This window comes from Mesocryomonas lacus (assembly GCF_055730135.2).
On the sequence record NZ_JBUZWE020000016.1, the window covers coordinates 92,427 to 113,751 of the forward strand.

The window sequence follows — 21,325 nt, forward strand, 5'->3', positions numbered from 1 at the left end:
CCGGGAGGGCCGAGGGCCGCCCGCATCATACGACGCCTTAAGCCGCGGCATGCCACCCTCACAGCATGGCCAATCCCTTGCTTCCCCGGCGCCGATTGCTCGCGGGCCTTATGGCAACTGCCGGAACGCTGGCCGTTCCCGCCAGCGCGCGCACCCGCCCACCGGGGAACGCTGGCCTTCTCGATGCGTCGACGCGCGGGCTGACGTCCGGCACCAACCAGACGAAACTTCTGCAGAAGCTGCTCGATGAGACGGCCCGCAGCGGCGAGGTGCTGTTCCTGCCGCCCGGCGAGTATATCTGCGACACCCTGCAGCTGCCCGCGGTCACCCGGCTCGCCGGTATTCGCGGCGCCTCGCGTCTTATCGGCCCCCGCCTTTCCCTGCAGGCGAGCGGCGCAACTCACATCACGCTCACGGGCCTGTCGCTCGACGGGCTCGCCCGACGGGGGGAAGACCTCGGACGTCACCTCGTCGAGATTGCCGGCTGCCTCGATCTCGTGCTGGAAAACTGCGACCTCATCGGCGCCGGCGGCCATGCCCTGGCGCTGACCTCCGTCGGCGGACGGATCGCAACCTCGCACATCGCCGGGACGGGGCTGACCGCCCTGTTGTCGCGCGATGCCACGGGACTCGCGGTCATCGACAACACCATGGAGGACTGCGGCAATGGCGGCATCCTCATCCACCGCAGCACGCCCGGCCAGGATGGCTCGATCGTGCGCGGCAACCGGATCCGGAGAACCCGCGCCGATGCCGGCGGCACCGGCCAGAACGGCAATGCCGTCAACGTCTACAAGGCCCACGGCGTCAGCATTTCCGGCAACCAGATCGAGGACAGCGCCTTCTCCGCCATTCGCTGCAATGGCGGCTCGAATGCTTTGGTCTCGGGCAATTCCTGCCTCAATTCCGGCGAAACCGCCGTCTATGCCGAGTTCAGGTTCGAAGGCGCCGTGATTTCCGGCAACCTCATCGACGGTGCCGCGATCGGCATTTCCATCGCCAATTTCAACGAAGGCGGCCGTCTCGCCGTCTGCACCGGCAATCTCATCCGCAACCTTCGCACCCGTGGCCCCTACCCGGCGGACGCCCCCGGCTTCGGCATGGGCATCTCGGTCGAGGCGGATACCGTGGTGTCCGACAACGTCGTTGAAGGGGCTCCGCTGTTCGGGCTGAAGCTCGGCTGGGGGCCATATCTGCGCGACGTCTCGGCGACAGGCAATGTGCTGCGCGATTGCGGCGTGGGGATCGGCGTCACCGTCGTCGAGGGCGCCGGCCGGGCCGTGATCGCCTCGAACCTCATTTCCTACGCGGCCGCCGGCGCCATCATCGGCTATCGCTGGACCGAGAAAGCCACGGTCGATCTCGCCGATCACCCCGGCAGCGCCCCGGCCCATCTCACCCTGACCGCCAATACGGCGGCGTAATACCCCGTCCCCGCTTTGCCCGGGACATGCTAGACCTCACCCGACGCATCTGGCCGCACAGCGGCCCCGAAAGGCCCGAGCGGCCTTGAAACGTGAAAGCAAACGACATGAACGACAGCAGATCCGCACGCCTTGCGGTCCTGATCGACGCCGACAACGCCTCCGCCCGCATCGCGGACGGCCTGTTCGAGGAAATCGCCAAGATCGGCGAAGCCAGCGTCCGCCGCATCTACGGCGACTTCTCCACCCAGCGCATGAAGGGCTGGACCGACATCCTCGCCCGCCACGCCATCATCCCGCACCAGCAGTTCGCCTACACCACCGGCAAGAACGCTTCCGACATCACCCTCGTCATCGACGCGATGGACCTTCTCCATTCCGGTCGCTTCGACGGCTTCTGCCTCGTTTCCTCCGACAGTGACTTCACCCGCCTCGCCTCGCGCATCCGCGAGCAAGGCGTCGCCGTCTACGGCTTCGGCGAGCAGAAGACGCCGGAAAGCTTCCGCCAGGCCTGCCGCCGCTTCATCTACACCGAGAACCTGCTGCCGCAGCGCGGCACGCCGAACCGCGATTCGGTCGAGCCGGAAACCGAGATCGTCGCGCCGCTGCGCCAGAAGGCGGACGCATTGCCGATGCTAACGCGCGTCATCGACCAGATGGAGAGCGAGGACGGCTGGGTGAACCTTGGCACCTTCGGCAAGCAGCTGCAGGCGCTCTACACCGACTTCGACCCGCGCACCTATGGCGAACGCAAGCTCAGCGACCTCGTGCGCAAGACCAACGCCTTCGAGGTTCGCCATCCCGAGGGCGGCAGCCTGCTGATCCGCATCAAGGCGGGAACGAAACCGGCCGCAGCAGCTGCCGCGCCGACACCGGCGCGTCCTGCCGCAGGCCTTGCCCCGGCACCCATCGTCGCCCCGATGCCGACGGCAGCCGAACTGTCGGAAGCGGTTGCCGCCCCCGTCAAGCGGACGCGCGCCTCTGGCCGCAGTGCGACGCCAAAGGCCGCCGGCACCGCCGCTGCGCCCTCCCGCCGGGCCCCGACACGGGCGGCTGCGAGCCCCAAGGAGACCTCGGCCAAGCCGGCGCCGGTCAAGACCGAGACCGTCGTCGCCCCGGCATCGGAGGTTCCCGCCGCCGCACCGAAACTGCAGCAGGTCGTTTCGCAGGCCCCGGCAGCTGCTCCGGCTACGCCCGCTCCGATCACGCCGGCACCCGTCAAACCGGCGGCTGCGGCACCTGTGCCTGTCGCACCGGTGCCGACCACCCCGGCTGCTGCCGCTCCGGACAGCCCAGCTCCGGCGAAACCGGCGACCCGCCGGACGCACCGCCCGCTCGGCACGCCGCGGTCCTGAGCGCCGGGGGCCGGCGCATCCGGTGGATTATGATGCACTTGCCGCCGCCCGCGCCGGGCGACGGCTACGAACGGCGGACGCTGGCGGCATGACGTCCTGCCGCCGCTTGGCCTCCACGCCGTGAAGAGGGGAGTTACCGCTTAGGCGGGCACCGCCCTCACCTCGCCGACGACCGTCTTTTCCCAGTTGCGCAAGGTCGTGCGGGAGAGATCGGCATAGGTGTCGGCCATCACCGGATCATGGCCGCGGAACATCTGCGCGAGCGTCGCGGCGGCCGCGGCTTCCGAGGCACGGGTCGCGCCGTCGTCGATCTTCAAGGCAAAGCCGAGACCGAGTTCCGGCACCGCGCCGCAGAACACGCCCTCGGCGCCGGTCTTGACGAACACACGCCCCTTGCCCGCCTCGATCAGCGAGACGCAGGCGCGCCCGGTGCCCGCCATGTACCAGGGCTCGGCGATGCAGGCGGCGATCAGGCGCTGGCCGGCTTGCGCGCGCTCGGCCGCCACATTCTGGCTGGAGACGAGCTTGGCAAAGGCGGTCGCAAATGCGGCAACAGGCGCGGCATAGGTCGGGATCGAGCAGCCGTCGGTGCCTTCGACGTCCTCTCTCAAGGTGACGCCGGTGAGATCCTCGATCGCCGCGCGCGCACGCTGCTGCACCGGGTGCGCCGAACGGACATAGCCCGCTGTCGCCTCGCCGAGATGCACGGCAGTGCAGAGGAAGCCGGAATGCTTGCCGGAGCAGTTGTTGTGCAGCGGCGTCGGCGTCTCGCCGTCGCGCGCCATGGCCAAGGCCCGCTCGAGCGCGAAAGGCCAGTGGCAGCCACATTCCAGTGCCGTCTGGCCGAGTCCGGCGCGGCCGAGCATGTCGGTGGCCAGCGCGACATGGCCGGCCTCGCCCGCGTGCGACGCGCAGGAGAGCGATAGTTCCCGGTCACCGAAGCCGAACGCATCCGCCGCCCCCGTTTCGATCAGCGGGATCGCCTGCAGCACTTTGATCGCCGAGCGCGGGAAGACCGGCACAGAGACGTCGCCGGTCTGGTGAACCATACGCCCCATCGCGTCGGACACGGCGACCGCGCCGCGGTGCCGGCTCTCGACCAGGGACCCGCGTGTCACTTCTACCAGGATGGGATTGCTCATGCTGCCAACTTTCGCCGTTGTGGGTCTCTGCCGAGCTCTAGCAGCGCCACCCATCCGTTGCCATGTTTCGGGAGAACCACAGTTCCCGGAGCACGGATGCGCCCCTTGAAATTCCTCCTTCTTTTCGTCCTCCTCGTCTACATCGCCCCGGTCGCCTTGGCCGCCTTATTGTGGTGGGGCGGCAGCCATCCGGCGTCCTGGCGCGACGCCGACTGGACGAGCGCCGGCGTCCTGCCGGTCGCGGACGCGTCCGAGGATGCCGCGGTCTACGTGCTTTCCGCCCGCACCGGCGGGTTGAAGGGTGCCGTGTCCGAACATTCCTGGATCGTCGTTAAGGATCCCGGCAAGGCGTCCTATGAACGATGGGACAAGGTCGGCTGGGGCTCGCCGATCCGCCGCAACGCCTACCCCGCCGATGGCCGCTGGTACTCCAACGCGCCGCGCGTCATCCTTGCGCGCAACGGTCCGGCTGCCGAGGCTCTGATCCCCGGCATCCGCGCCGCCATTGCCGCCTACCCGTTCGCCAAGGCCGGCGGCTATCACATCTTCCCCGGACCGAACTCCAACACCTTCATTGCCCATGTGCTGCGCCACGTGCCGGGCCTAACCGCCACCCTGTCGCCCCTGGCCGTCGGCCGCGATTACCCCAGCGAAGGGCAGTTCGCCTATTATGATGCCGATCGCGGCGACCTCCGCCTGTCGCTCCTCGGTTATGCCGGCGTGACCGTCGGACGCTCGGCGGGTCTCGAGCTCAACTTCCTCGGCCTTGTCGCGGGCATCGACCCCAGCCGGCTCGGCATCAAGATCCCGGCCTTCGGCACCTTCGCCTTTCTGCCCGATACGGCGTGAACCCGGACGTCGGCGGTTTTCGTCGCCGAAATTTCCTGCTAGCGCGGTGACATCAGGGCGACCCCCGGGCGCCCGCGGAGGAGAGCACCATGTTCCTGAGCTGTGGCGATGCCCTGTTCGATGTCTTTGCCGATCCCGATGCCGACGTTGCCCGCATCGGTCTCAATGCCGTGGTCGGCGGTTCGGCCCTCAACGTCGCGCTCGGGCTGTCGCGCCTCGGCCACCCGGCAGCGCATTTCACCAAGATGTCCGGGGACCTTTTCGGCCGGCGGCTGCGCGCCTTCATGGAGCGCGAGGCGATCGACCAGCGCTTCCTGATCCCGACCGAGCGCAACACCACGCTCGCCATCGTCGCTCTCTCGCCAGCGGGGTCGGCGACCTACTCCTTCTACACAGAGGGAACCGCCGATCGTTCCATCGAGCCCGCCGAGGTGCCCGCGGACTTTCCAAGCGAACTCGAGGCGATCCACATCGCCGGCTCCTACTCCACCGTCAGCGAACCCACCGCCTCTGCGCTGTCACAGCTTGTCGCACAGGAGAAGGACCGCCGCTTTATCTCGTATGACCCGAACATCCGCGCCTCCGTGGTGCCCGAACTCGACCAGTGGCGCGCCAAGGTCGCCGAACTTGGCCCCTCGGCGGCGCTGATCAAGGCGAGCGATGAGGACCTGTCGCAGCTTTATCCCGGCCAGTCGCTGGAGAACGTCATGGCGGACTGGGTATCAGCCGGCGCGAGTCTCGCGGTGATCACCCGCGGCGAAAAGGGCGCGATCGCGCTGTCGGCGAAGGGCGCCTCGGCCGAGGTGCCGGGCCTCAAGGTGCACGTGGTCGACACCGTCGGCGCCGGCGACACCTTCCAGGCGGCGACCCTTGCCATGCTGAAGGAGAACGGCGCGCTGAACCGAGAGGCATTGGAGGCGATGGACCAGGCGGGGCTGCAGGCGCTCCTGGGCTTTGCCATCCGCGCGGCTGCCGTCACCTGCGCCCGCCGCGGCGCCGACCTTCCCCGCCGCAGCGATCTCGGCCTGCCGCCGCTCTGAACCGACAACGAAAAACCCGCCGGATCAAACGATCCGACGGGTTCTTGCAGTCCAGGCTGAGCCGGGGGACGAGCCCCCGGCAAGCCGTATCTTAGTTGAAGTGGTAGGAAGCCTTGGCCATCACCGAGTGATAGTCGAGGTCCGACTTCGAGGTGGCCGAGAAGCTGTTCGCCGGATCGTTGATCGCGTCGAAGTCAACCGTGGTCTTGGCCTTGCCGAGGTCGGTGTAGAGGTACTCGAGGCCGAACGAAACGTTCTGGGTCGCCAGGACGTCGAAGCCGGCGCCAACCGCGTAACCGACGTCGTCGGTCTTGCTGCGAGCCGAAACGGCGTAGCTGTCGTTCGCGCCGTTGAAGGCATTGCCGCCACGGACCTTGCTGTCGATGTCGGCGTAGGCGAGACCACCGGTCGCGTAGACCATGAAGCGGTCCATGGCGTAACCAGCCTTGGCGCGGACGGTACCGACGTAGTTGATGTCGGTCTCAACGCCGAAGCGGCTGTCGCCGCCCTGGAGCGGGTTGTTGGCGATCGAGAACGACGAGTCGGCGTTCGCGTCGATGTAGTTCAGGTCGGCAACGGCGCCGAGGACGAAGTTGCCCATCTGGTAGTCATAGCCGACATGGCCACCACCGATGAAGCCGGTCTCGCCGCCATCATTGCCGCCGTTGAAAGCCGAATTCTCCGAGGAGAACGCGCCCGAGTCGCGGTTGAAGGCAACGCCAGCCTGACCACCGACGTAGAAGCCGGACCAGTTGTACATCGGGGCGGCTTCAACCATCGGCGCCGGTGCCGGCGGCTCTTCGTAGATCACGTCGGCGGCGAGAGCCGGGGTGACGAAAGCGACGGATGCGAGAAGCAGAGCGAAACGTTTCATGATTATTACTCCAAACTGTATGTGCCGCAGGTTGCGACGTTCGATCGGTGGGCATTTCCCTCGTAAGGCCAACCGAAGTTCTGACCAGGGCGAGATGCACCCGTCTTGTGGCCAAATGTGGTTCCGCGGGAAACGTTGCTACAGGTCCCTTTGATAACCTCGCTGCCGTTGCTGAAGTGTCACACTTCGATTTCGCTAAGGCAGCGTTGGTAAACCTTTCCTAAGCCGGGACCGTTGATTTTGAATTAAAAAACCCGCCGGGCGCTGCGCCCGGCGGGTAACGAAGTGTTGAGGAAAGGCGCCGCTTCGGCGGGGAACTTAGTTGAAGCGGTAGGAGACCTTGGCCGTCACGGTGTGGAAGTCGAAGTCTTCCTTGGTGTCGAACCGGGTGGTGCCGGTGCCGGCGGCGCCAGCGAACGGGCCGGTGGTGAAGGTCGCCGAGGAGTCGCCCTCGCCGAGGTTGGTGTAGAGATACTCCGCGCCGAACGAGACGTTGTCGGTGATCTTCACTTCCATGCCGCCGCCGACGCTGTAGCCGAAATCGTCCTCGTCGCTGCGGGTGCGAACGCCCGCGGCCGAGCCGGAATTGGTTTCGAAATTGTAGTCCATGTCGGCGTAGGCGAGACCGCCCGTGGCGTAGGCCAGCGCCATCGGCGTGACCAGGTAACCGGCGCGCAGGCGGGCAGTCGCGAGGTAATCAATGCTGCGCTCTTCGTTGTAGAAGGCGCCGGCGGTACGGGAAACGACGCCTGCCTTGCGGGAGAAGTCGACCGCGTTGATGTCGATCACGGCGCCGAGGACGAACTGGTCCATCTGGTAGTCGTAGCCGGCGTGACCGCCACCGATGAAGCTCGAATCGGAGGACGAGGAGTAGTTCGAGGTGAACTGGTCAACGCCGCCGACGACGACCGGGGTGCCGAACGAGGTGTCGACGTTGATGTTGTCCGGGTTGTTCGGGTTGAAGGCACCGCCGCCCTGAACACCGATGTAGAAGCCGGTCCAGGTCGGGACGGGGGCCATGGCGACGGGCGCCGGCGGCTCTTCGTAGATCACGTCGGCAGCGAGAGCGGGCGAAACGAAAGCGGTTCCGGCGGCCAGCAAAAGGGCAAAGCGCTTCATGTTTATTCTCCTAGGGCCGCAGCGCGGCAACTCGATGCGGCGGCCCGGTCATCAGCCAGGACCGCAAAACGGCGTTGACTAATCTCGAACATCCTGTCGCCACAAAGCCGCCCCGCTTACCCTTATCAATCCCCCTCCGGGCGCTCGCCTGAGACGTGTGGCTTGCCTGCCACGCTGCGACTTCTCAGGGCAACCCTCCGGCTTTCCGAAGTAAAATTCTAAGCTTCTGAAATAAATAGAATTTTTTGGCAGAGTTGCAGGATGGCGCGCGAAGCGGATGACTGAAGTCTCACAGACTTGTCATGACCTCCGTAACCGAGACGAGCTCTTTTGCGGAGCGGAATAAGAGATCTCAGCGTCCGCAGAGGTGAACTCTGCGATTCGATGAGGGCGCTTGTGACGACCGTGGACGTCGTCCGTGAGGTCCCCGGATTGCCAAGTTTGGAATGGCTCTCATATGCTCGTGTCGGGTGGCACCAGCAAACATTCGGGAGGAAGCATGCGTTTCACGACAATCATGGCCGGCGCTCTTTTGGTGGTCGGCCTTTCCGCGCCGGTGATGGCGCAATCGGCCGACGTCGAGGCCGGGAAGAAGGTCTTCAACAAATGCCGCGCCTGTCACGCGGTGGGTCCCGGCGCAACCAACAAGGTCGGCCCGACGCTGAACGGCGTCACGACCGAGCCTGTGGGCTCGGCGGAGGGCTACAATTTCTCGCCGGCCTTCAAGAAATTCGCGGAGGCGCATCCCGCCTGGGACGATGCGCTGTTCACGGAATGGTTGACGGACCCCAAGAAGCTGGTGCCGGGCACCAAGATGGCGTTTCCGGGCCTGAAGAAGCCGGAGGAGATCACCGCGGTGATCGCTTACCTCAAGAGCTTCGACAAGACAGGGGCCACAGTCGCGCCCGCGAACTGACCTTGGCGGCGCCAAAACACCTTCGGGGGCGCCTTAATTCGAGACCTGCGGCAATTTGTCCAGCAGGCCCTGAATCTCTGGATAGAAGTAACGTCGGCCGGGATAGCCCATCATCCGGCCGACTTCTTTTCCATGGTCGACCAGCACGAAGGTCGGCGTGAAGATGGCGGGGTCGAGGCCCTCGACGCCACCGGTTCTGCTCTCGTGAATGTCGACATGGCGCAGCGGCGCCAAGCTCCCAGCCTTGCTCTGCGGATAGTCCGGCGCGATCTCGCGGTTAAAGGCCGCGCAGAATGGACAAGCCGCCTGCTCGAACATGAGAAGCTCAGCCGCCGTCGCCGTCCCGTTCGCACCACAGATGACGGTGGTCGTAAGAGCTACGGCCAGCCAATGTCGAGCAGGAATGCGAGATCTGTTCATCGGGTCAGTCTAGGCTGATGTCGCCAGGGATTTCCTCTCACATCGGCGGCAACTCTTTCCCAATATCTAACCGTCAACGAAAAGGCCCGCCGACGATGTCGACGGGCCCTCTCGCGTAGTCAGACTGGTTCAGGCGTAGACGCTCATCACCTGGTCGAGCAGCTTCAGCGCCTCGTCTTTCGGGCGCTGGAAGGAGTTGCGGCCGATGATCGAGCCGTTGCCGCCGCCGTCGCGGATCCCCTGCACTTCCGCCATCAGTTCCTCGGTCGTCTTGGCAGCACCGCCGGAGAAGACCACCAGGCGCTTGCCAGCGAACGAAGCCTGCATGATATGGCGGACGCGGTCGGCCGCGGTCTTGGCGATCGGGGACTTGTCGTAGGTCGATTTCGCTGCGGCGAGGTCGATGACGTCCGTCGGCAGCTTCACCTTGATGATCGTCGCGCCCATCAGCGCCGCCATGTGCGCGGCATAGGCGATGATGTCGAGGCCGGTCTCGCCGTCCTTCGACACCTGCCCGCCCCGCGGATAGGACCAGACCACGGTCATCAGGCCGCGCGACTTGGCCTTCAGGCTGATCTCGCGCAGCTCCTCCAGCATGTCGTAGGCGCTGTCGGAGCCGGGATAGATGGTGAAGCCGACGCCGACGCAGCCGAGCCGCAGCGCGTCCTCGACCGTGCCGGTCAGCGCCTGGTCGTTGGATCCGGCGGCGAGCGAATTGCCGCTGTTGAGCTTCAGGATCGTCGGCACCTCGCCGGCGAAGGTGTCGGCGCCTTGCTCGAGCAGGCCGAGCGGCGCGGCATAGCCAGACACGCCGGACTCGATCGCCAGCTCGTAGAGGTAGTGCGGGTCGTAGGCGGCAGGGTTCGGCGCGAAGCTGCGGGCAGGACCATGCTCGAAGCCCTGGTCGACCGGCAGGATGACGACCCGTCCGGTGCCCGCCAGCCGGCCGTGCATCAGGAGACGCGACAGGTTGCTCTTCAGGCCGGGGGTCTCGCCCTCGTACCAGGACAGGATTTTGCGGACGGTATCGGTTCTAAGCATGGTGCCTCTTTCGGTGGACGCAAAGACCTCGCCAGCGGCGAAGACGGTAATGGGCCCTCTTTTGGGTGGCGCACACCGTCGCGTAAAGGTGTGGCCACCGTGGTCGCCATATTAAAATCGGTTGAATGCCGAACTTCGGTTCTCAGCGCACGCTATCGCGCCCAAGGGATGCGACAAAGATCTGTCCGGCGCCAGCACATCTGCGCTGACATTGTCCTGAAACCATCGTCTTCTCTGGACGTCAGCGGCCGACACCCTCGAAAGCTTTGCGGACTTCGGCCAATGATCGTGCGGTGTGGCGATGGCGATCGCAGCTTACGCCATGACCGTTTGCCAGCGATCGGCGCGCCGGCAGCAAAGTCCAAAGTAGAACGGCTCTAAACTGAAGCTCAGGCGGCTGCCACAACTAATCTTGACAATAACGGTCAACAATTCTAGCGAATTCTATCACGAACGGTCGAACCTGCGGCCGTGAAGGCCGATCTCGGATACGCACGCCGGGGCCTTGCCCTGATGGAGGATGGAATGCGCCACCGTTCGAACCACGCCAGACGGCTGGCTTTTGTCTGCCTGGCCACGATCAGCCTCGGGTCCGGTGGCGCCGCCGCCGAGACCAAGGCGCCGGATATGCCAGCCGTCCTTGCCCACTACGCCGACATCGCGCTGGCGGGCTATGGCGATGCGCTGACCTCGGCCGAAACGCTTGATCAGGCCGTTGATGCGTTGATCGCGGCGCCCACCGAGGCGACCTTGGCGGCGGCCCGCAACGCCTGGCGCGCCGCGCGACCCTCCTACCAGCAGACGGAAGCGTTCCGCTTCGGCAACCCCATCGTCGACGACTGGGAGGGCCGCGTGAACGCCTGGCCGCTCGACGAAGGCCTGATTGATTACGTCGCGCCGGCCTACGGCAAGGAGTCCGACTCCAACCCGCTCTACGTCGCCGACATCATCGCCAACCCGAAAGCCGAGATCGCCGGCGAGGCCGTCGACTTCACCACGATCACCCCGGAACTCCTGCAGGATAAGCTGCAGGAGGCCGGCGGCGTCGAAGCGAACGTCGCCACTGGCTACCACGCGATCGAGTTCCTGCTCTGGGGCCAGGATCTCAACGGGACGGGCCCAGGCGCCGGCGACCGCAAGGCCACCGACTATTCCACCACCGACTGCACGAACGGCCATTGCGATCGCCGCGGCGCCTTCCTGAAAGCGGCGACCGATCTCCTCGTCGCCGATCTCAAGGAAATGGTCGACCACTGGAAGGATGACGGGGACGCCCGCAAGGCGCTTCTGGACAACCCGGAAGCCGGCATCTCGGCGGTCCTCACCGGCATGGGCTCGCTCTCCTATGGCGAACTCGCGGGCGAGCGGATGAAGCTCGGCCTCCTGCTGCACGACCCGGAGGAAGAGCATGACTGCTTCTCCGACAACACCCACGTCTCGCACCTCTACGACGCCATCGGCATCCGCAACGTCTATCTCGGCAGCTACACCCGGCTCGACGGCACGACGATGACCGGCCCCTCGGTCTCCGATCTCGTCGCCGCCAAGGCATCGGAAATCGACACCGAACTGAAGGGCAAGCTCGACGCCACCGTCGCCGCCATGCAGGCGATCGCCAAGGCCGCCGAGGGCGGCGAAACCTACGATCAGCAGATCGCCGAGGGCAACGAGGCCGGCAACGAACGTGTCCAGGCCGGCATCGACGGCCTCGTCGCGCAGACGCGGACGATCGAGCGGGCCGTCGCGGCGCTCGACATCAAGGACGTCAAGATCGAGGGCTCCGACAGCCTCGACAATGAAAGCGCCGTCTTTCAGTAGGCTGGGGCGGGTAGGACAAGAGGCGGTGCGACAATTGCCCGGCTCCCCTGCCCGCACCAACACGCTAAGACCACCCAGCCGCCGCGGTCGCGGCGCGTTCGAAACGGCGTGCGTCCATGTCCACCTTGCGCAAGATCCTGATGCTGGCGGCGCTTTCGGCCGCATCCGCGTCGCTTCCCGTCATCGCGGCGCTGGGTGAGAGCCCGGCGGTGCGCGATGACCTGACGCCGGCCGACCTCAAGCGCGTCGCCGCCGTCACCCGGCCTGCCACCGACTTCACCAAGCCCGAGCCGTTCGAGGCCCTCCCCGGCGGCGCTGGCACGACGAAGAAGATCGTCAACCGCGACATCTTCAGCCAGATCGCCGCCAACCAGCCCTTCGAGGGCGAGGACACGTTCAAGCTCGGCAATGCGCTGTTCCGAAAGTTCTGGGTGTCGTCGCCCTCCTCGACCGAGGCTTCGGACGGCCTTGGCCCGCTGTTCAACGCGCGCTCCTGCCAGAGCTGCCATCTGAAGGACGGCCGCGGCCAGCCGCCGCTTGGCGACGAGCCGGCGGTGTCGATGTTCCTGCGCCTCTCCGTGCCCCCGCACACCTCTGCAGAAAAGGCGTCCCTCGCCGACAAGTCGATGCTGCGCATTCCCGAGCAGACCTATGGCGGGCAGCTGCAGAACTTCGCCATTCCCGGGCTGAGGCCCGAGGGCCGGATGCGCATTGCCTATGCCGAGACGCCGGTGACGCTCAGCGACGGAAGCGTCGTCAGCCTGCGCCACCCCACCTACAGCGTCAGCGACCTCAGCTACGGCCCGATGGCCCCGGACGTCATTCTCTCGCCGCGGATCGCGCCCCCGATGATCGGGCTCGGGTTGGTCGAGGAGATACCGGCCGCCGACATCCTGGCGCATGCCGACCCGGAGGACGCCGACGGCGATGGCATTTCCGGCAAGGCCAGCACGGTGCGCGATCCCGAGACCGGCGCGCCGGTGCTCGGCCGCTTCGGCTGGAAGGCCAGTGCCCCGACGATCAAGGCGCAGACCGCCGAGGCGTTCTCCGGCGACATCGGCATCTCGACACCGCTGGTGACGGACAGTTTCGGCGAGTGCTCGATTGCCCAGGCAGTCTGCCGCGATGCCCCGAACGGCGTGCAGGCGCGGCTCGGCGAGGTCGAGGCGCCCGATCCCGTGCTCGATCTCGTCACGTTCTACTCCAAGAACCTTGCCGTTCCCGCCCGCCGCGACATCGCCCGGCCCGAGGTGCTAAAGGGCAAGGCGTTGTTCTATGCCAGTGGCTGCGCCGCCTGCCACACCCCGAAGTTCGTGACCAGCCGTGCCGCACTCGACCCGCCGCAACGCTTCCAGCTGATCTGGCCCTATTCCGACTTCCTCGTCCACGACATGGGCGAGGGCCTTGCCGACGGCGCCACCAACGGCGATGCCGGGCCGCGGGAATGGCGCACGGCGCCGCTCTGGGGCGTCGGGCTGACCAAGACCGTCAACGGCCACACCCTTTTCCTGCACGATGGCCGCGCCCGCAATCTTACCGAGGCGATCCTTTGGCATGGCGGCGAGGCTCAGGCGGCCCGCGACCGTTTCGCCGGCGCCGCCGAGGCTGATCGCGACGCCCTCCTCGCCTTTCTGGAATCTCTGTGATGCCCCTTCGCCCACCCCTGCTGCTGGCCATCCTTCTCTGGGCCGCAGTCACTAGTCCGGTCGCCGCACAAGTCGCGCCATCAACCCATGCCATCGGCAAGATCGACGTCGTCCGCGGCGCGATCGACGGGTATATCCGGCCGGCCTATGCCGATCTCGCCGCCACGGCGGCAAAGATCGAGGCAGATCAGGCCGCCCTCTGCGACACGCCCTCGGCCGCGGCGCTCGACCGGTCGCGCGCCGACTTCGCCGCGCTGATCGGCAGCTTCTCGCGCATTGAGTTCGTCCGTTTCGGCCCGATCATGGTCGAGAGCCGCATCGACCGCATTCTGTTCTGGCCGGACCGGCGCGGCGTCGCGCTGCGCCAAGTCCAGGCCCTGCTGGCGCAGAAAGATCCTGCGGCCATTGATCCCAAGGGATTGCGGGCGAAGAGCGTCGCCGTCCAGGGCCTCAACGCGCTGGAATTCGTGCTGTTCGGCAGCGATGCGGGGCAACTCGCGACGGCCGAGGGCGGCTATGCCTGCCGCTTCGGCGCGGCGATCACCGCCAACATTGCCGCGGAGACCGGCGCCATCGCCGCAGGCTGGCAGGTGCCCGACGGCATCGCCAGCGCGATGCTCGATCCGAAGCCCACCAACCCGGCCTATCGCAGCCTCGACGATTCGCTGCAGGAGATCGCCGGCATCTTCATTCACGGCCTCGAGGCGACGCGCGACCTGCGCCTCAACCCGGCGCTCGGGGAATCGATCGAGAAGGCCAATCCGAAGACGCTGATCTATCCCCGCGCCGGCCTCGCCAAGGCCAGCCTCCAGGCCAATGTCGCCGGTCTCGAAGCGCTCTATGACGCTTCCAGGATCGCCGGGCTGCTGCCTGCGAAACAAAGCGCCGTCGGTGCGGAAATCTCGGCCGAGTTCGAGAAAGCCGACGGGCTCTTCGCCGGGCTCGTCGTGTCGCTGCCGGATGCCGTCGGCAATCCGGCAGAGCGGCCGCGTGTCGAGGAGATCCTTGCGCTGACCCACAGCCTGCAACGCCGGTTCGCCGAGCAACTGGCCCCGGCCCTCGGCCTCAGCGCCGGCTTCTCCTCGCTCGACGGAGACTGAAATGCAGCTCATCGACCGCCGCAGTTTTCTGGGCAGCGCCGGCGCAGCCTTCCTCGCCGGATTGGCGCCTCAAGCCGCCGAGGCTTTTGACCGCACCAGCGCCGTCTTCGGCGCCGCTTGCCAGAAGCCCGACGGGAGTTTCGGCTGCGCGGTGTTTTCCGAGCGCGGCGAGATCCTGTCGATGGTCGACTTGCCCGACCGCGGCCACGACGTCACCTTCGACCTGCGCTCGCAGCGCGCGGTCGCCTTTGCGCGGCGCCCGCGCACCTTTGCCGTGGTGTTCGATCCCCAGAGCGGCAAGACGCTGCAGACCATCACCTCGGTCGAGGGCCGCCACTTCTTCGGCCACGGCTTCTTCTCGCCGGACGGCAGGCTGCTCTATGCCACGGAGAACGAGATCGAAACCGCCGCCGGCCTCATCGGGGTCTACGACGTCGCGGACGGCTTCCGGCGCGTGGGCGAATATCCGACGCATGGCATGGACCCACACGAGGCGCTGCTGATGCAGGACGGCGAGACCATCGTCGTCGCCAATGGCGGCATCGAGACCTATCCCGACTACGGCCGGCAGAAGCTGAACATCGCCACGATGGAACCCTCGCTCGTCTTCATCGACCGCCGCTCCGGCGCGCTCCTCGAGCAGCACCGCCTGCCGGCCGCGCAGCACCAGCTGTCGATCCGGCATCTCGCGATCGATGCCGGCAGCCGCGTCTGGTTCGGCTGCCAGTACGAGGGCAGCCCGACCGATACGCCGCCGCTCGTCGGCTTCGCCGCGCGGGGCGCCGACTTGAAGATGATCGACATCGCGCCCGAGCCGCTGGCGGCACTGTCGAACTATGTTGGCTCGGTCGCCGCCAATGCCGACGGCAGCCGGATCGCCTTTGCCTCGCCGGTCGGCGGCACCATCCTCACCGTCGACGCCGCGACCGGGGCGGCCGCCGGTCGCTTCACGCTGACCGACGGCTGCGGGCTTGCCGCGACCAGCGCCGGCTTCATCGCCACCAGCGGCCGCGGCGACGTCCTGGACCTCGCCTCCGGCGCCGACCGGAAGCCGTCAAAGCCCGTGCTCTGGGACAACCATATTCTCGCCATCGGCAGCGAGGCCTGAGGGCTTCCCGGAACCTCACACGGCCCGATGGCATCGCGCCCGGGCGTTGAGCGCGCGGCCCCTCGACAACCCTCGGATTTTCCGCCTCACTGGGTCTGTGAGACGAAGGTCAGGGGAGAATACCGAATGAAAATTTCAGCCAATCTGATGGCGGCGGCGGCGATCTTCCTGGCGGCAGTGCCCGCTGCCACGGCGGCCGATGGGCTGTGGGGCGTCTACGACAGCGCGCTGAAGGGCGCGAAATACGTCGACCTAACGCACACAATCACCCCCACCATCCCCGTCTGGTCCGGCTTCTCCGATGCGACGTTCGCACCCGCCAAGGCCGGCTCGGACATCGACAACTACGCCAAGAAGGGCGACGTCTACACCTATGAAAAGCACGGTTTCGAGGCGACCGAGTACAGCCTGAAGACGGATCAGCTCGGTACCCAGCTTGATCCGCCCGGCCACTGGGCACCGGAATATCCCGCCATCGACGAGCTGCCGCCGACCTATGCGGTGCGCCCGCTCGCCGTCATCTCAATCGTCGAGCAGTTGAAGACCGATCCGAACTATCACCTGAAGGTTGCCGACATCGAGGCCTGGGAGAAGGCGCACGGGCGGATACCGGAGGGGTCGGTGGTGTTCGTGCGCTCGGACTGGTCGAAGATTTGGCCCGACCCGGCACTCGCCAAGCTGAAGCAGTTTCCCGGCGTCTCGCTTGACGCCCTGAAATTCCTGCACGAGCAGCGCAAGATCCTGTTCCACGGCCACGAGCCGCTGGACACCGATTCGACGCCGACGCTCGAGGGCGAATACTGGCTGATGCACAACGGCTACGCCCAGGCGGAAGGCGTCGCCCACCTCGACGAGGTGCCGGAAACCGGCGCGCTGGTGGCAATCGGCTATCCGAAATTCCAGGGCGGTCTCGGCGGCTACGCCCGCTACGTCGCCATCTGCCCGCCCGACTGGCAGTTCGGCGCCAGCATCGGCCCGGCGGACGCGCCGTTGCCGACGTCGGACAAGCCGCTGCACTTCGACGCTGCGCAGGGCATGCGGGTGCGGTAGGCGGCTGCGGCGTAGATGCCCCAGAACGCTGGAATGCGGGCTGCGGACTTCAGACTTGTTCGCGGCGCTTGGTTGCCGTTCTGAACTGAAGCCGCGAGCCCCCTCCATAATGGGGCCGCTTGCTCCGTTATCACCATCCCGCCGTCTACCTCCTTCGTCATCCCGGACTTGATCCGGGATCCATTCCTCTCCGGGTCCTTCACGGTCCGGTTCAGAAAAGCGGGAATGTCGACCAGAGCAATTTCGTTCGGCGACTTGGCATGGATCCCGGGTCAAGCCCGGGATGACGATTCTGAAAGGTCCGCGACAGCGACGCGCAAAGTCTGGAACGACGCGGAAAGCCTAGGATGCCAATACTGCCCCTCACCAGATGCCAATAACGCCCCTCACCAGCATCCTGCCGGCCCCCTTCATCGTCTCTCCGGCCTTCAGCCATGCAACGAGCGTCGAGGCGGAATCAAAGCTGCAGCCCGGCTTTAGACCGCCGGCGCGCGCGCGGCTTCGACGAGCAGCGCCCAGAGGTAGTCCGCGAAAGACCGGCCGCAATAGACCTCGAAGCCGGTCTCGCTGCGGCGCCAGATGATCACATCGATCTTCTGCATCAGCGAGCGGCTGGCGGCGCCGACCGGGAAGGAGCGCAGCCGCAGGTCCTGCGGGCAGCCGGCCGACAGCACGGCTTCGGCCGCCGGCCCCTCGACCGCGATGGCGATGAAGCGGTCGGACACATCGACGGCCGAAACGTCCGGCGTCGGCGCCGCCCCGAGGGCATCGATCATCGCTGCCGCCTCGTCCGGGTCTTCGGACGCGCCAACGATCAGCCAGTCCTCGGGGCCGAGCCAGAGCGCAGCGAGCGTTTCGGTCTCGGCGACGGTCTTCGGCCGGGTCGGCAGCGACAGGCCGAGCGCTTCGGCCAGCAATGCGGTGGCCTCGGGGTGGCCGTGCAGGCTGACCTTCGGCCGGGCCGGCACCGGCAAGAGCGAAACGCCGGGGCCAGCGGCGTAGTGGCCGGCGAGCGGGTCGAGGCTGCGAAGGCTGGCGGTCATGACGGTCTCAACCATGGAGGCGCTCCCCCTCGGGATCGTAGAACATCGGCGCGGTCACCTCGGCGGCGAGCGTTTCGTCCGGCATCGGCACGAACAGCGTCTGGCCCTTCAGCGCAGTGCCGTCCGCCACCAGCGCCAGCGCAATCGAGCGCCCGAGCGTTTCCGACCAGTAGCTCGAGGTGACGTGGCCGATCATTGTCATCGGCACCTTCTGGTGGGGATCGGCGACAATCTGCGCGCCCTCCTCCAGCACCGTCAAAGGATTGCGGGTGAGAAGCCCGACCAACTGCTTGCGGCCGGACCGGACGAGGTCGGGGCGGGTCAGGCCGCGCTTGCCGACGAAGTCCGCCTTCTTCTTCGATACCGCCCAGTTCAGCGCGGCGTCCGCCGGCGTCACCGTGCCGTCGGTCTCCTGGCCGATGATGATGTAGCCCTTCTCGGCGCGCAGCACGTGCATCGCCTCGGTGCCGTAAGGCTCGAGCCCGAGCGGCCGTCCGATCTCGCGCAGCCGGTCCCAGACCGCACGGCCGTAGCGCGAGGGCACGTTGATCTCGAAGCCGGTCTCGCCGGTGAAGGACACGCGGAAGAAGCGCGTGGGCACGCCGAGGAACGTCCCCTCGGCCACCGACATGTGCGGGAAGGCGTCGGGCGAGATGTCGATGCCGCCGACCAAGGGCGTCACGATCTCGCGGGCGCGCGGGCCCTGGATGGCGATGGTGGCGTATTCCTCGGTGATCGAGGTCGTCCACACCCGAAGATGCGGGAACTCGGTCTGCCGGTAGTCTTCCATGTGGTTCAGCACCCGCGGCGCGCCGCCGGTGGTCGTCGTCACGTGGTAGCGATGCTCGCCAATGCGGGCGACGATGCCGTCGTCCATCACATATCCCGCCTCGCTCAGCATGATCGCGTAGCGGCAGCGGCCGACGGCAAGGCTGGCGATCGGCGTCGCATAGATGAGGTCGAGGAACTCGGCCGCATCCGGGCCGCAGACCTCGATCTTGCCGAGCGTCGAAGCGTCGAACATGCCGGCGGCATCGCGCACCGCGCGGCATTCGCGCTTGACCGCCGCGTGCATCGAGGCGCCGCGCGGAAAATACCAGGCCCGTTTCCAGGTGCCGACATCCTCGAAAGCCGCCCCCTCGGCCTCGGCGCTGTCGTGGATCGGCGTCGTGCGGATCGGGTCGAACAGGTCGCCGCGGGAGAAGCCGGCGATCGCGCCGAAGGTCACCGGCGTAAACGGCGCGCGGAAGGTGGTGAGGCCGACCTGCGGCATGGTCACGCCCAGCGCCTCGGCGGCGACGCCGATGCCATGGATGTTCGACGTCTTGCCCTGGTCGGTCGCCATGCCGTTGGTGGTGAAGCGCTTGATGTGCTCGACCGAGCGGAAGCCTTCGCGCGTGGCGAGACGGATGTCCTTGGCGGTGACGTCGTTCTGAAAATCGACGAAGGCCTTGCCGTAGGTGTCGGGGCCAGCCGCCGGCGTCGCACCGGCCGAGCCGCCCCGGAAATGCGAGGCACCCTCGACAGTGACGCCCGCGCCTGACGAAGCATCGGCGTCAGCGGCCGCGCGGCCGGCGGCACGTGCCTTGTCGATCGCCGAGGCAAGGTCGAAATCGCCGGCACAAGCGCCAACGCTGACATTGTCCTGCGCCGCCTCGCCTGGAACATAGGCCATGACATCGGCGTCGAAGGCGACCTTCCCGCGCGACTGCGAGAACAGATGGACGGAGGGCGTGAAGCCGCCGGACATCAGCAGCGCGTCGCAGTCGAAGCCGCGACGGTCCTGGCCGGACCGGGTCTCAGACACGGTGATGCCGCGGATGCGCTTGACACCACGCACCGCGGCGACGCCATAGCCCGTCAGCACCTCGATGCTGAGGCTACGTGCCTCGCGGGTCAGCGCCGCATCCGGCTCGTCGCGAAGGTCGATGATGGCGGGCACCTCGACACCAGCGCGCTTCAGGTCGAAGGCGGCGGCATAGGCGGCGTCATGCGTGGTGAACACCGCGACGCGGTTGCCGGGCTTGACGCCGTAGTGGTTGAGGAAGGTCCGCCCTGCCCCCGCCAGCATGATGCCCGGCCGATCATTGTCAGGGAAGATCAGCGGCCGCTCAATCGCACCGGTCGCCAGCACCACCTTCGCCGCCCGCACCTGCCACAGCCGCTCGCGTGGGCTCGCCGGATCGGGCTCGGACAGATGGTCGGTCAGTTCCTCGGTCAGGCCGACGAAGTTCTGGACGTAATAGCCGAAAGCCGTGGTGCGCGGCATCAGCCGGACGTTCGGCAGCGCCTTCAGCCGGGCGACGGCATCCGCCACGAAGGCCATGCCGTCGACGCCGTCGATGGTGACGGTGCTCTCGGCCTTCAGCCAGCCGCCGAAACTCGATCCCTCGTCGCAAAGAATGACGCTCGCACCGCTCTCGCCGGCGGCGAGCGCCGCGGAAAGGCCGGCCGGTCCGCCGCCGACGACGAGGACGTCGACGTGCTCGAAGCGGTTGGCGTAGTGATCCGGATCGGGCTCGGTCGGCGATTTGCCGAGGCCCGCGGCCGCGCGGATGTTGGGCTCATAGACGTTCGCCCAGAACGACTTCGGCCACATGAAGGTCTTGTAGTAGAAGCCGGCCGGCAGGAAGCGCGACAGGAGGCCGTTCACAGCGCCGATGTCGAAGGCGAGCGAGGGAAAGCGGTTCTGACTGAACGAGGTCAGCCCGTGATAGAGCGGCTGCATCGTCGCGCGGATGTTCGGCTGCCGGCGCGCCTTGTCGCGGCGGATCTCGATCAGCGCATTCGGCTCCTCCGAGCCGGCGCCGAGGATGCCGCGCGGCCGGTGATACTTGAACGATCGGCCGGTCAGATGCACGCCGTTGGCGAGAAGTGCCGAGGCGAGCGTGTCGCCGTCGAGGCCATCATAGCGGTTGCCGTCGAAGCTGAAGGCGATGCGGCCGGCATTCTTCAACCGGCCACGGCCGGGAACGCGATAGGACGTCACTGCTGTGCCTCCGTGCGGGCCGCCGGCGTATGCTCGGCGTCTCCCATGACATCGGGCTCGACATTGGCGTCGAAGCCCGCCGCCGCGACGAGACGTCCCTCGGCATCAATCTCGGGCTTTGGCTCGCCGGCCTTGTAGGTGGTGATGAACTTGTCGGTGACCGAGTGCCGGGCGGCGTTGAAGAAGCGGCCGCAGCCGTGCACGTGGCGCCAGCGCTCGAACACAAGGCCCCGCTCGTTCGAGCGGAAGTACAGGAGTTCGGCGGTCGCCTGGTCGCTGAGGCCGGCCGAGCCCTCGGGGCGCTGCAGGTGCGCCTCGCCGGAGTGGCGGAACTCCGTCTCTGGACGGGCCTCTTCGCAATAGGGGCAATGGATGAGAAGCATCGGTTCCC

General features: G+C 66.9%; 17 protein-coding genes and 1 pseudogene. 10 read left to right on the forward strand and 8 right to left on the reverse strand.

Annotated features, from left to right (window positions below; all coding sequences use genetic code 11):
• The first annotated feature begins 65 nt into the window (after window positions 1–65).
• A complete protein-coding gene (locus ACZLZY_RS21810) occupies window positions 66–1,424 on the forward strand; it encodes a TIGR03808 family TAT-translocated repetitive protein (protein ID WP_472936159.1) in 1,359 nt (452 codons plus the stop codon).
• Window positions 1,425–1,531: 107 nt separating this feature from the next.
• Window positions 1,532–2,257, forward strand: a pseudogene (locus ACZLZY_RS21815) (NYN domain-containing protein); the annotation flags it as partial.
• Window positions 2,258–2,919: 662 nt separating this feature from the next.
• On the opposite strand, the gene ACZLZY_RS21820 reads toward ACZLZY_RS21815, so the two are convergent.
• The gene (locus tag ACZLZY_RS21820; protein WP_472936160.1) at window positions 2,920–3,921 is read right to left on the reverse strand and encodes an asparaginase; all 1,002 of its coding nucleotides are present in this window, start codon (window positions 3,919–3,921) and stop codon (window positions 2,920–2,922) included.
• Window positions 3,922–4,017: 96 nt separating this feature from the next.
• On the opposite strand from ACZLZY_RS21820, the gene ACZLZY_RS21825 reads away from it, so the two are divergent.
• Both ACZLZY_RS21825 and ACZLZY_RS21830 read left to right on the forward strand, forming a co-directional pair.
• Window positions 4,018–4,770, forward strand: coding sequence for a DUF3750 domain-containing protein (locus ACZLZY_RS21825; RefSeq protein WP_472936161.1), 753 nt, complete (start codon window positions 4,018–4,020; stop codon window positions 4,768–4,770).
• Between the two features lie 89 nt (window positions 4,771–4,859).
• Window positions 4,860–5,810, forward strand: a complete 951-nt coding sequence (locus ACZLZY_RS21830) for a carbohydrate kinase family protein (RefSeq protein WP_472936162.1) — start codon at window positions 4,860–4,862, stop codon at window positions 5,808–5,810.
• 91 nt (window positions 5,811–5,901) lie between these two features.
• Here ACZLZY_RS21830 and ACZLZY_RS21835 read toward each other — a convergent pair whose 3' ends face one another.
• Together ACZLZY_RS21835 and ACZLZY_RS21840 are read right to left on the reverse strand one after the other, a co-directional pair.
• On the reverse strand, window positions 5,902–6,684 hold the full coding sequence (locus tag ACZLZY_RS21835) for an outer membrane protein (protein ID WP_472936163.1): 783 nt from the start codon (window positions 6,682–6,684) through the stop codon (window positions 5,902–5,904).
• Window positions 6,685–7,002: 318 nt separating this feature from the next.
• Entirely contained in the window at window positions 7,003–7,803 is an 801-nt protein-coding gene (locus ACZLZY_RS21840) for an outer membrane protein (RefSeq protein ID WP_472936164.1), read from the reverse strand.
• Window positions 7,804–8,302: 499 nt separating this feature from the next.
• On the opposite strand from ACZLZY_RS21840, the gene ACZLZY_RS21845 reads away from it, so the two are divergent.
• Window positions 8,303–8,719, forward strand: a complete 417-nt coding sequence (locus ACZLZY_RS21845; RefSeq protein ID WP_472936165.1) for a c-type cytochrome — start codon at window positions 8,303–8,305, stop codon at window positions 8,717–8,719.
• A 33-nt stretch (window positions 8,720–8,752) separates the two neighbouring features.
• On the opposite strand, the gene ACZLZY_RS21850 is transcribed toward ACZLZY_RS21845, so the two are convergent.
• Together ACZLZY_RS21850 and ACZLZY_RS21855 are read right to left on the reverse strand one after the other, a co-directional pair.
• Window positions 8,753–9,037, reverse strand: coding sequence for a thioredoxin family protein (locus tag ACZLZY_RS21850; protein WP_472936166.1), 285 nt, complete (start codon window positions 9,035–9,037; stop codon window positions 8,753–8,755).
• Between the two features lie 231 nt (window positions 9,038–9,268).
• Window positions 9,269–10,180 carry a class I fructose-bisphosphate aldolase gene (locus ACZLZY_RS21855; RefSeq protein ID WP_472936167.1) on the reverse strand — a complete coding sequence of 304 codons (912 nt, stop codon included), beginning with the start codon at window positions 10,178–10,180 and terminating at the stop codon, window positions 9,269–9,271.
• A 525-nt stretch (window positions 10,181–10,705) separates the two neighbouring features.
• On the opposite strand from ACZLZY_RS21855, the gene ACZLZY_RS21860 reads away from it, so the two are divergent.
• The 5 genes from ACZLZY_RS21860 (at window position 10,706) to ACZLZY_RS21880 (ending at window position 16,902) form a co-directional block, all read left to right on the forward strand.
• A complete protein-coding gene (locus ACZLZY_RS21860; RefSeq protein WP_472936168.1) occupies window positions 10,706–11,998 on the forward strand; it encodes an imelysin family protein in 1,293 nt (430 codons plus the stop codon).
• A 116-nt stretch (window positions 11,999–12,114) separates the two neighbouring features.
• The gene (locus ACZLZY_RS21865) at window positions 12,115–13,644 is read left to right on the forward strand and encodes a di-heme oxidoreductase family protein (RefSeq protein WP_472936169.1); all 1,530 of its coding nucleotides are present in this window, start codon (window positions 12,115–12,117) and stop codon (window positions 13,642–13,644) included.
• Entirely contained in the window at window positions 13,644–14,744 is a 1,101-nt protein-coding gene (locus tag ACZLZY_RS21870) for an imelysin family protein (RefSeq protein WP_472936170.1), read from the forward strand. The genes ACZLZY_RS21865 and ACZLZY_RS21870 overlap by 1 nt, the downstream gene beginning before the upstream one ends.
• A 1-nt stretch (window position 14,745) precedes the next feature.
• The gene (locus tag ACZLZY_RS21875; protein ID WP_472936171.1) at window positions 14,746–15,852 is read left to right on the forward strand and encodes a DUF1513 domain-containing protein; all 1,107 of its coding nucleotides are present in this window, start codon (window positions 14,746–14,748) and stop codon (window positions 15,850–15,852) included.
• 126 nt (window positions 15,853–15,978) lie between these two features.
• Window positions 15,979–16,902: a cyclase family protein gene (locus ACZLZY_RS21880; RefSeq protein ID WP_472936172.1), complete on the forward strand. Its 924-nt coding sequence runs from the start codon at window positions 15,979–15,981 to the stop codon at window positions 16,900–16,902.
• A gap of 476 nt (window positions 16,903–17,378) precedes the next feature.
• Here the strand turns inward: ACZLZY_RS21880 and ACZLZY_RS21885 are convergent, their stop codons facing one another.
• From ACZLZY_RS21885 to ACZLZY_RS21895, 3 genes are read right to left on the reverse strand one after another with little or no spacing between them, the layout of a single operon-like run.
• Window positions 17,379–17,960, reverse strand: a complete 582-nt coding sequence (locus ACZLZY_RS21885) for a sarcosine oxidase subunit gamma (protein ID WP_472936173.1) — start codon at window positions 17,958–17,960, stop codon at window positions 17,379–17,381.
• Entirely contained in the window at window positions 17,953–20,934 is a 2,982-nt protein-coding gene (locus tag ACZLZY_RS21890; RefSeq protein WP_472936174.1) for a sarcosine oxidase subunit alpha family protein, read from the reverse strand. Before ACZLZY_RS21890 ends, ACZLZY_RS21885 begins: the two co-directional genes overlap by 8 nt.
• On the reverse strand, window positions 20,931–21,317 hold the full coding sequence (locus ACZLZY_RS21895; protein ID WP_472936175.1) for a sarcosine oxidase subunit delta: 387 nt from the start codon (window positions 21,315–21,317) through the stop codon (window positions 20,931–20,933). The genes ACZLZY_RS21890 and ACZLZY_RS21895 overlap by 4 nt, the downstream gene beginning before the upstream one ends.
• Window positions 21,318–21,325: the final 8 nt, after the last annotated feature.

Coding starts and splice junctions, on each gene's coding strand:
- ACZLZY_RS21895 (WP_472936175.1), bottom strand. CDS start 21,317: ATGCTTCTCATCCATTGCCCCTATTGCGAAGAGGCCCGTCCAGAGACG.
- ACZLZY_RS21865 (WP_472936169.1), top strand. CDS start 12,115: ATGTCCACCTTGCGCAAGATCCTGATGCTGGCGGCGCTTTCGGCCGCA.
- ACZLZY_RS21855 (WP_472936167.1), bottom strand. CDS start 10,180: ATGCTTAGAACCGATACCGTCCGCAAAATCCTGTCCTGGTACGAGGGC.
- ACZLZY_RS21820 (WP_472936160.1), bottom strand. CDS start 3,921: ATGAGCAATCCCATCCTGGTAGAAGTGACACGCGGGTCCCTGGTCGAG.
- ACZLZY_RS21870 (WP_472936170.1), top strand. CDS start 13,644: ATGCCCCTTCGCCCACCCCTGCTGCTGGCCATCCTTCTCTGGGCCGCA.
- ACZLZY_RS21810 (WP_472936159.1), top strand. CDS start 66: ATGGCCAATCCCTTGCTTCCCCGGCGCCGATTGCTCGCGGGCCTTATG.
- ACZLZY_RS21875 (WP_472936171.1), top strand. CDS start 14,746: ATGCAGCTCATCGACCGCCGCAGTTTTCTGGGCAGCGCCGGCGCAGCC.
- ACZLZY_RS21835 (WP_472936163.1), bottom strand. CDS start 6,684: ATGAAACGTTTCGCTCTGCTTCTCGCATCCGTCGCTTTCGTCACCCCG.
- ACZLZY_RS21830 (WP_472936162.1), top strand. CDS start 4,860: ATGTTCCTGAGCTGTGGCGATGCCCTGTTCGATGTCTTTGCCGATCCC.
- ACZLZY_RS21860 (WP_472936168.1), top strand. CDS start 10,706: ATGCGCCACCGTTCGAACCACGCCAGACGGCTGGCTTTTGTCTGCCTG.
- ACZLZY_RS21850 (WP_472936166.1), bottom strand. CDS start 9,037: ATGTTCGAGCAGGCGGCTTGTCCATTCTGCGCGGCCTTTAACCGCGAG.
- ACZLZY_RS21825 (WP_472936161.1), top strand. CDS start 4,018: ATGCGCCCCTTGAAATTCCTCCTTCTTTTCGTCCTCCTCGTCTACATC.
- ACZLZY_RS21845 (WP_472936165.1), top strand. CDS start 8,303: ATGCGTTTCACGACAATCATGGCCGGCGCTCTTTTGGTGGTCGGCCTT.
- ACZLZY_RS21840 (WP_472936164.1), bottom strand. CDS start 7,803: ATGAAGCGCTTTGCCCTTTTGCTGGCCGCCGGAACCGCTTTCGTTTCG.
- ACZLZY_RS21880 (WP_472936172.1), top strand. CDS start 15,979: ATGAAAATTTCAGCCAATCTGATGGCGGCGGCGGCGATCTTCCTGGCG.
- ACZLZY_RS21885 (WP_472936173.1), bottom strand. CDS start 17,960: ATGGTTGAGACCGTCATGACCGCCAGCCTTCGCAGCCTCGACCCGCTC.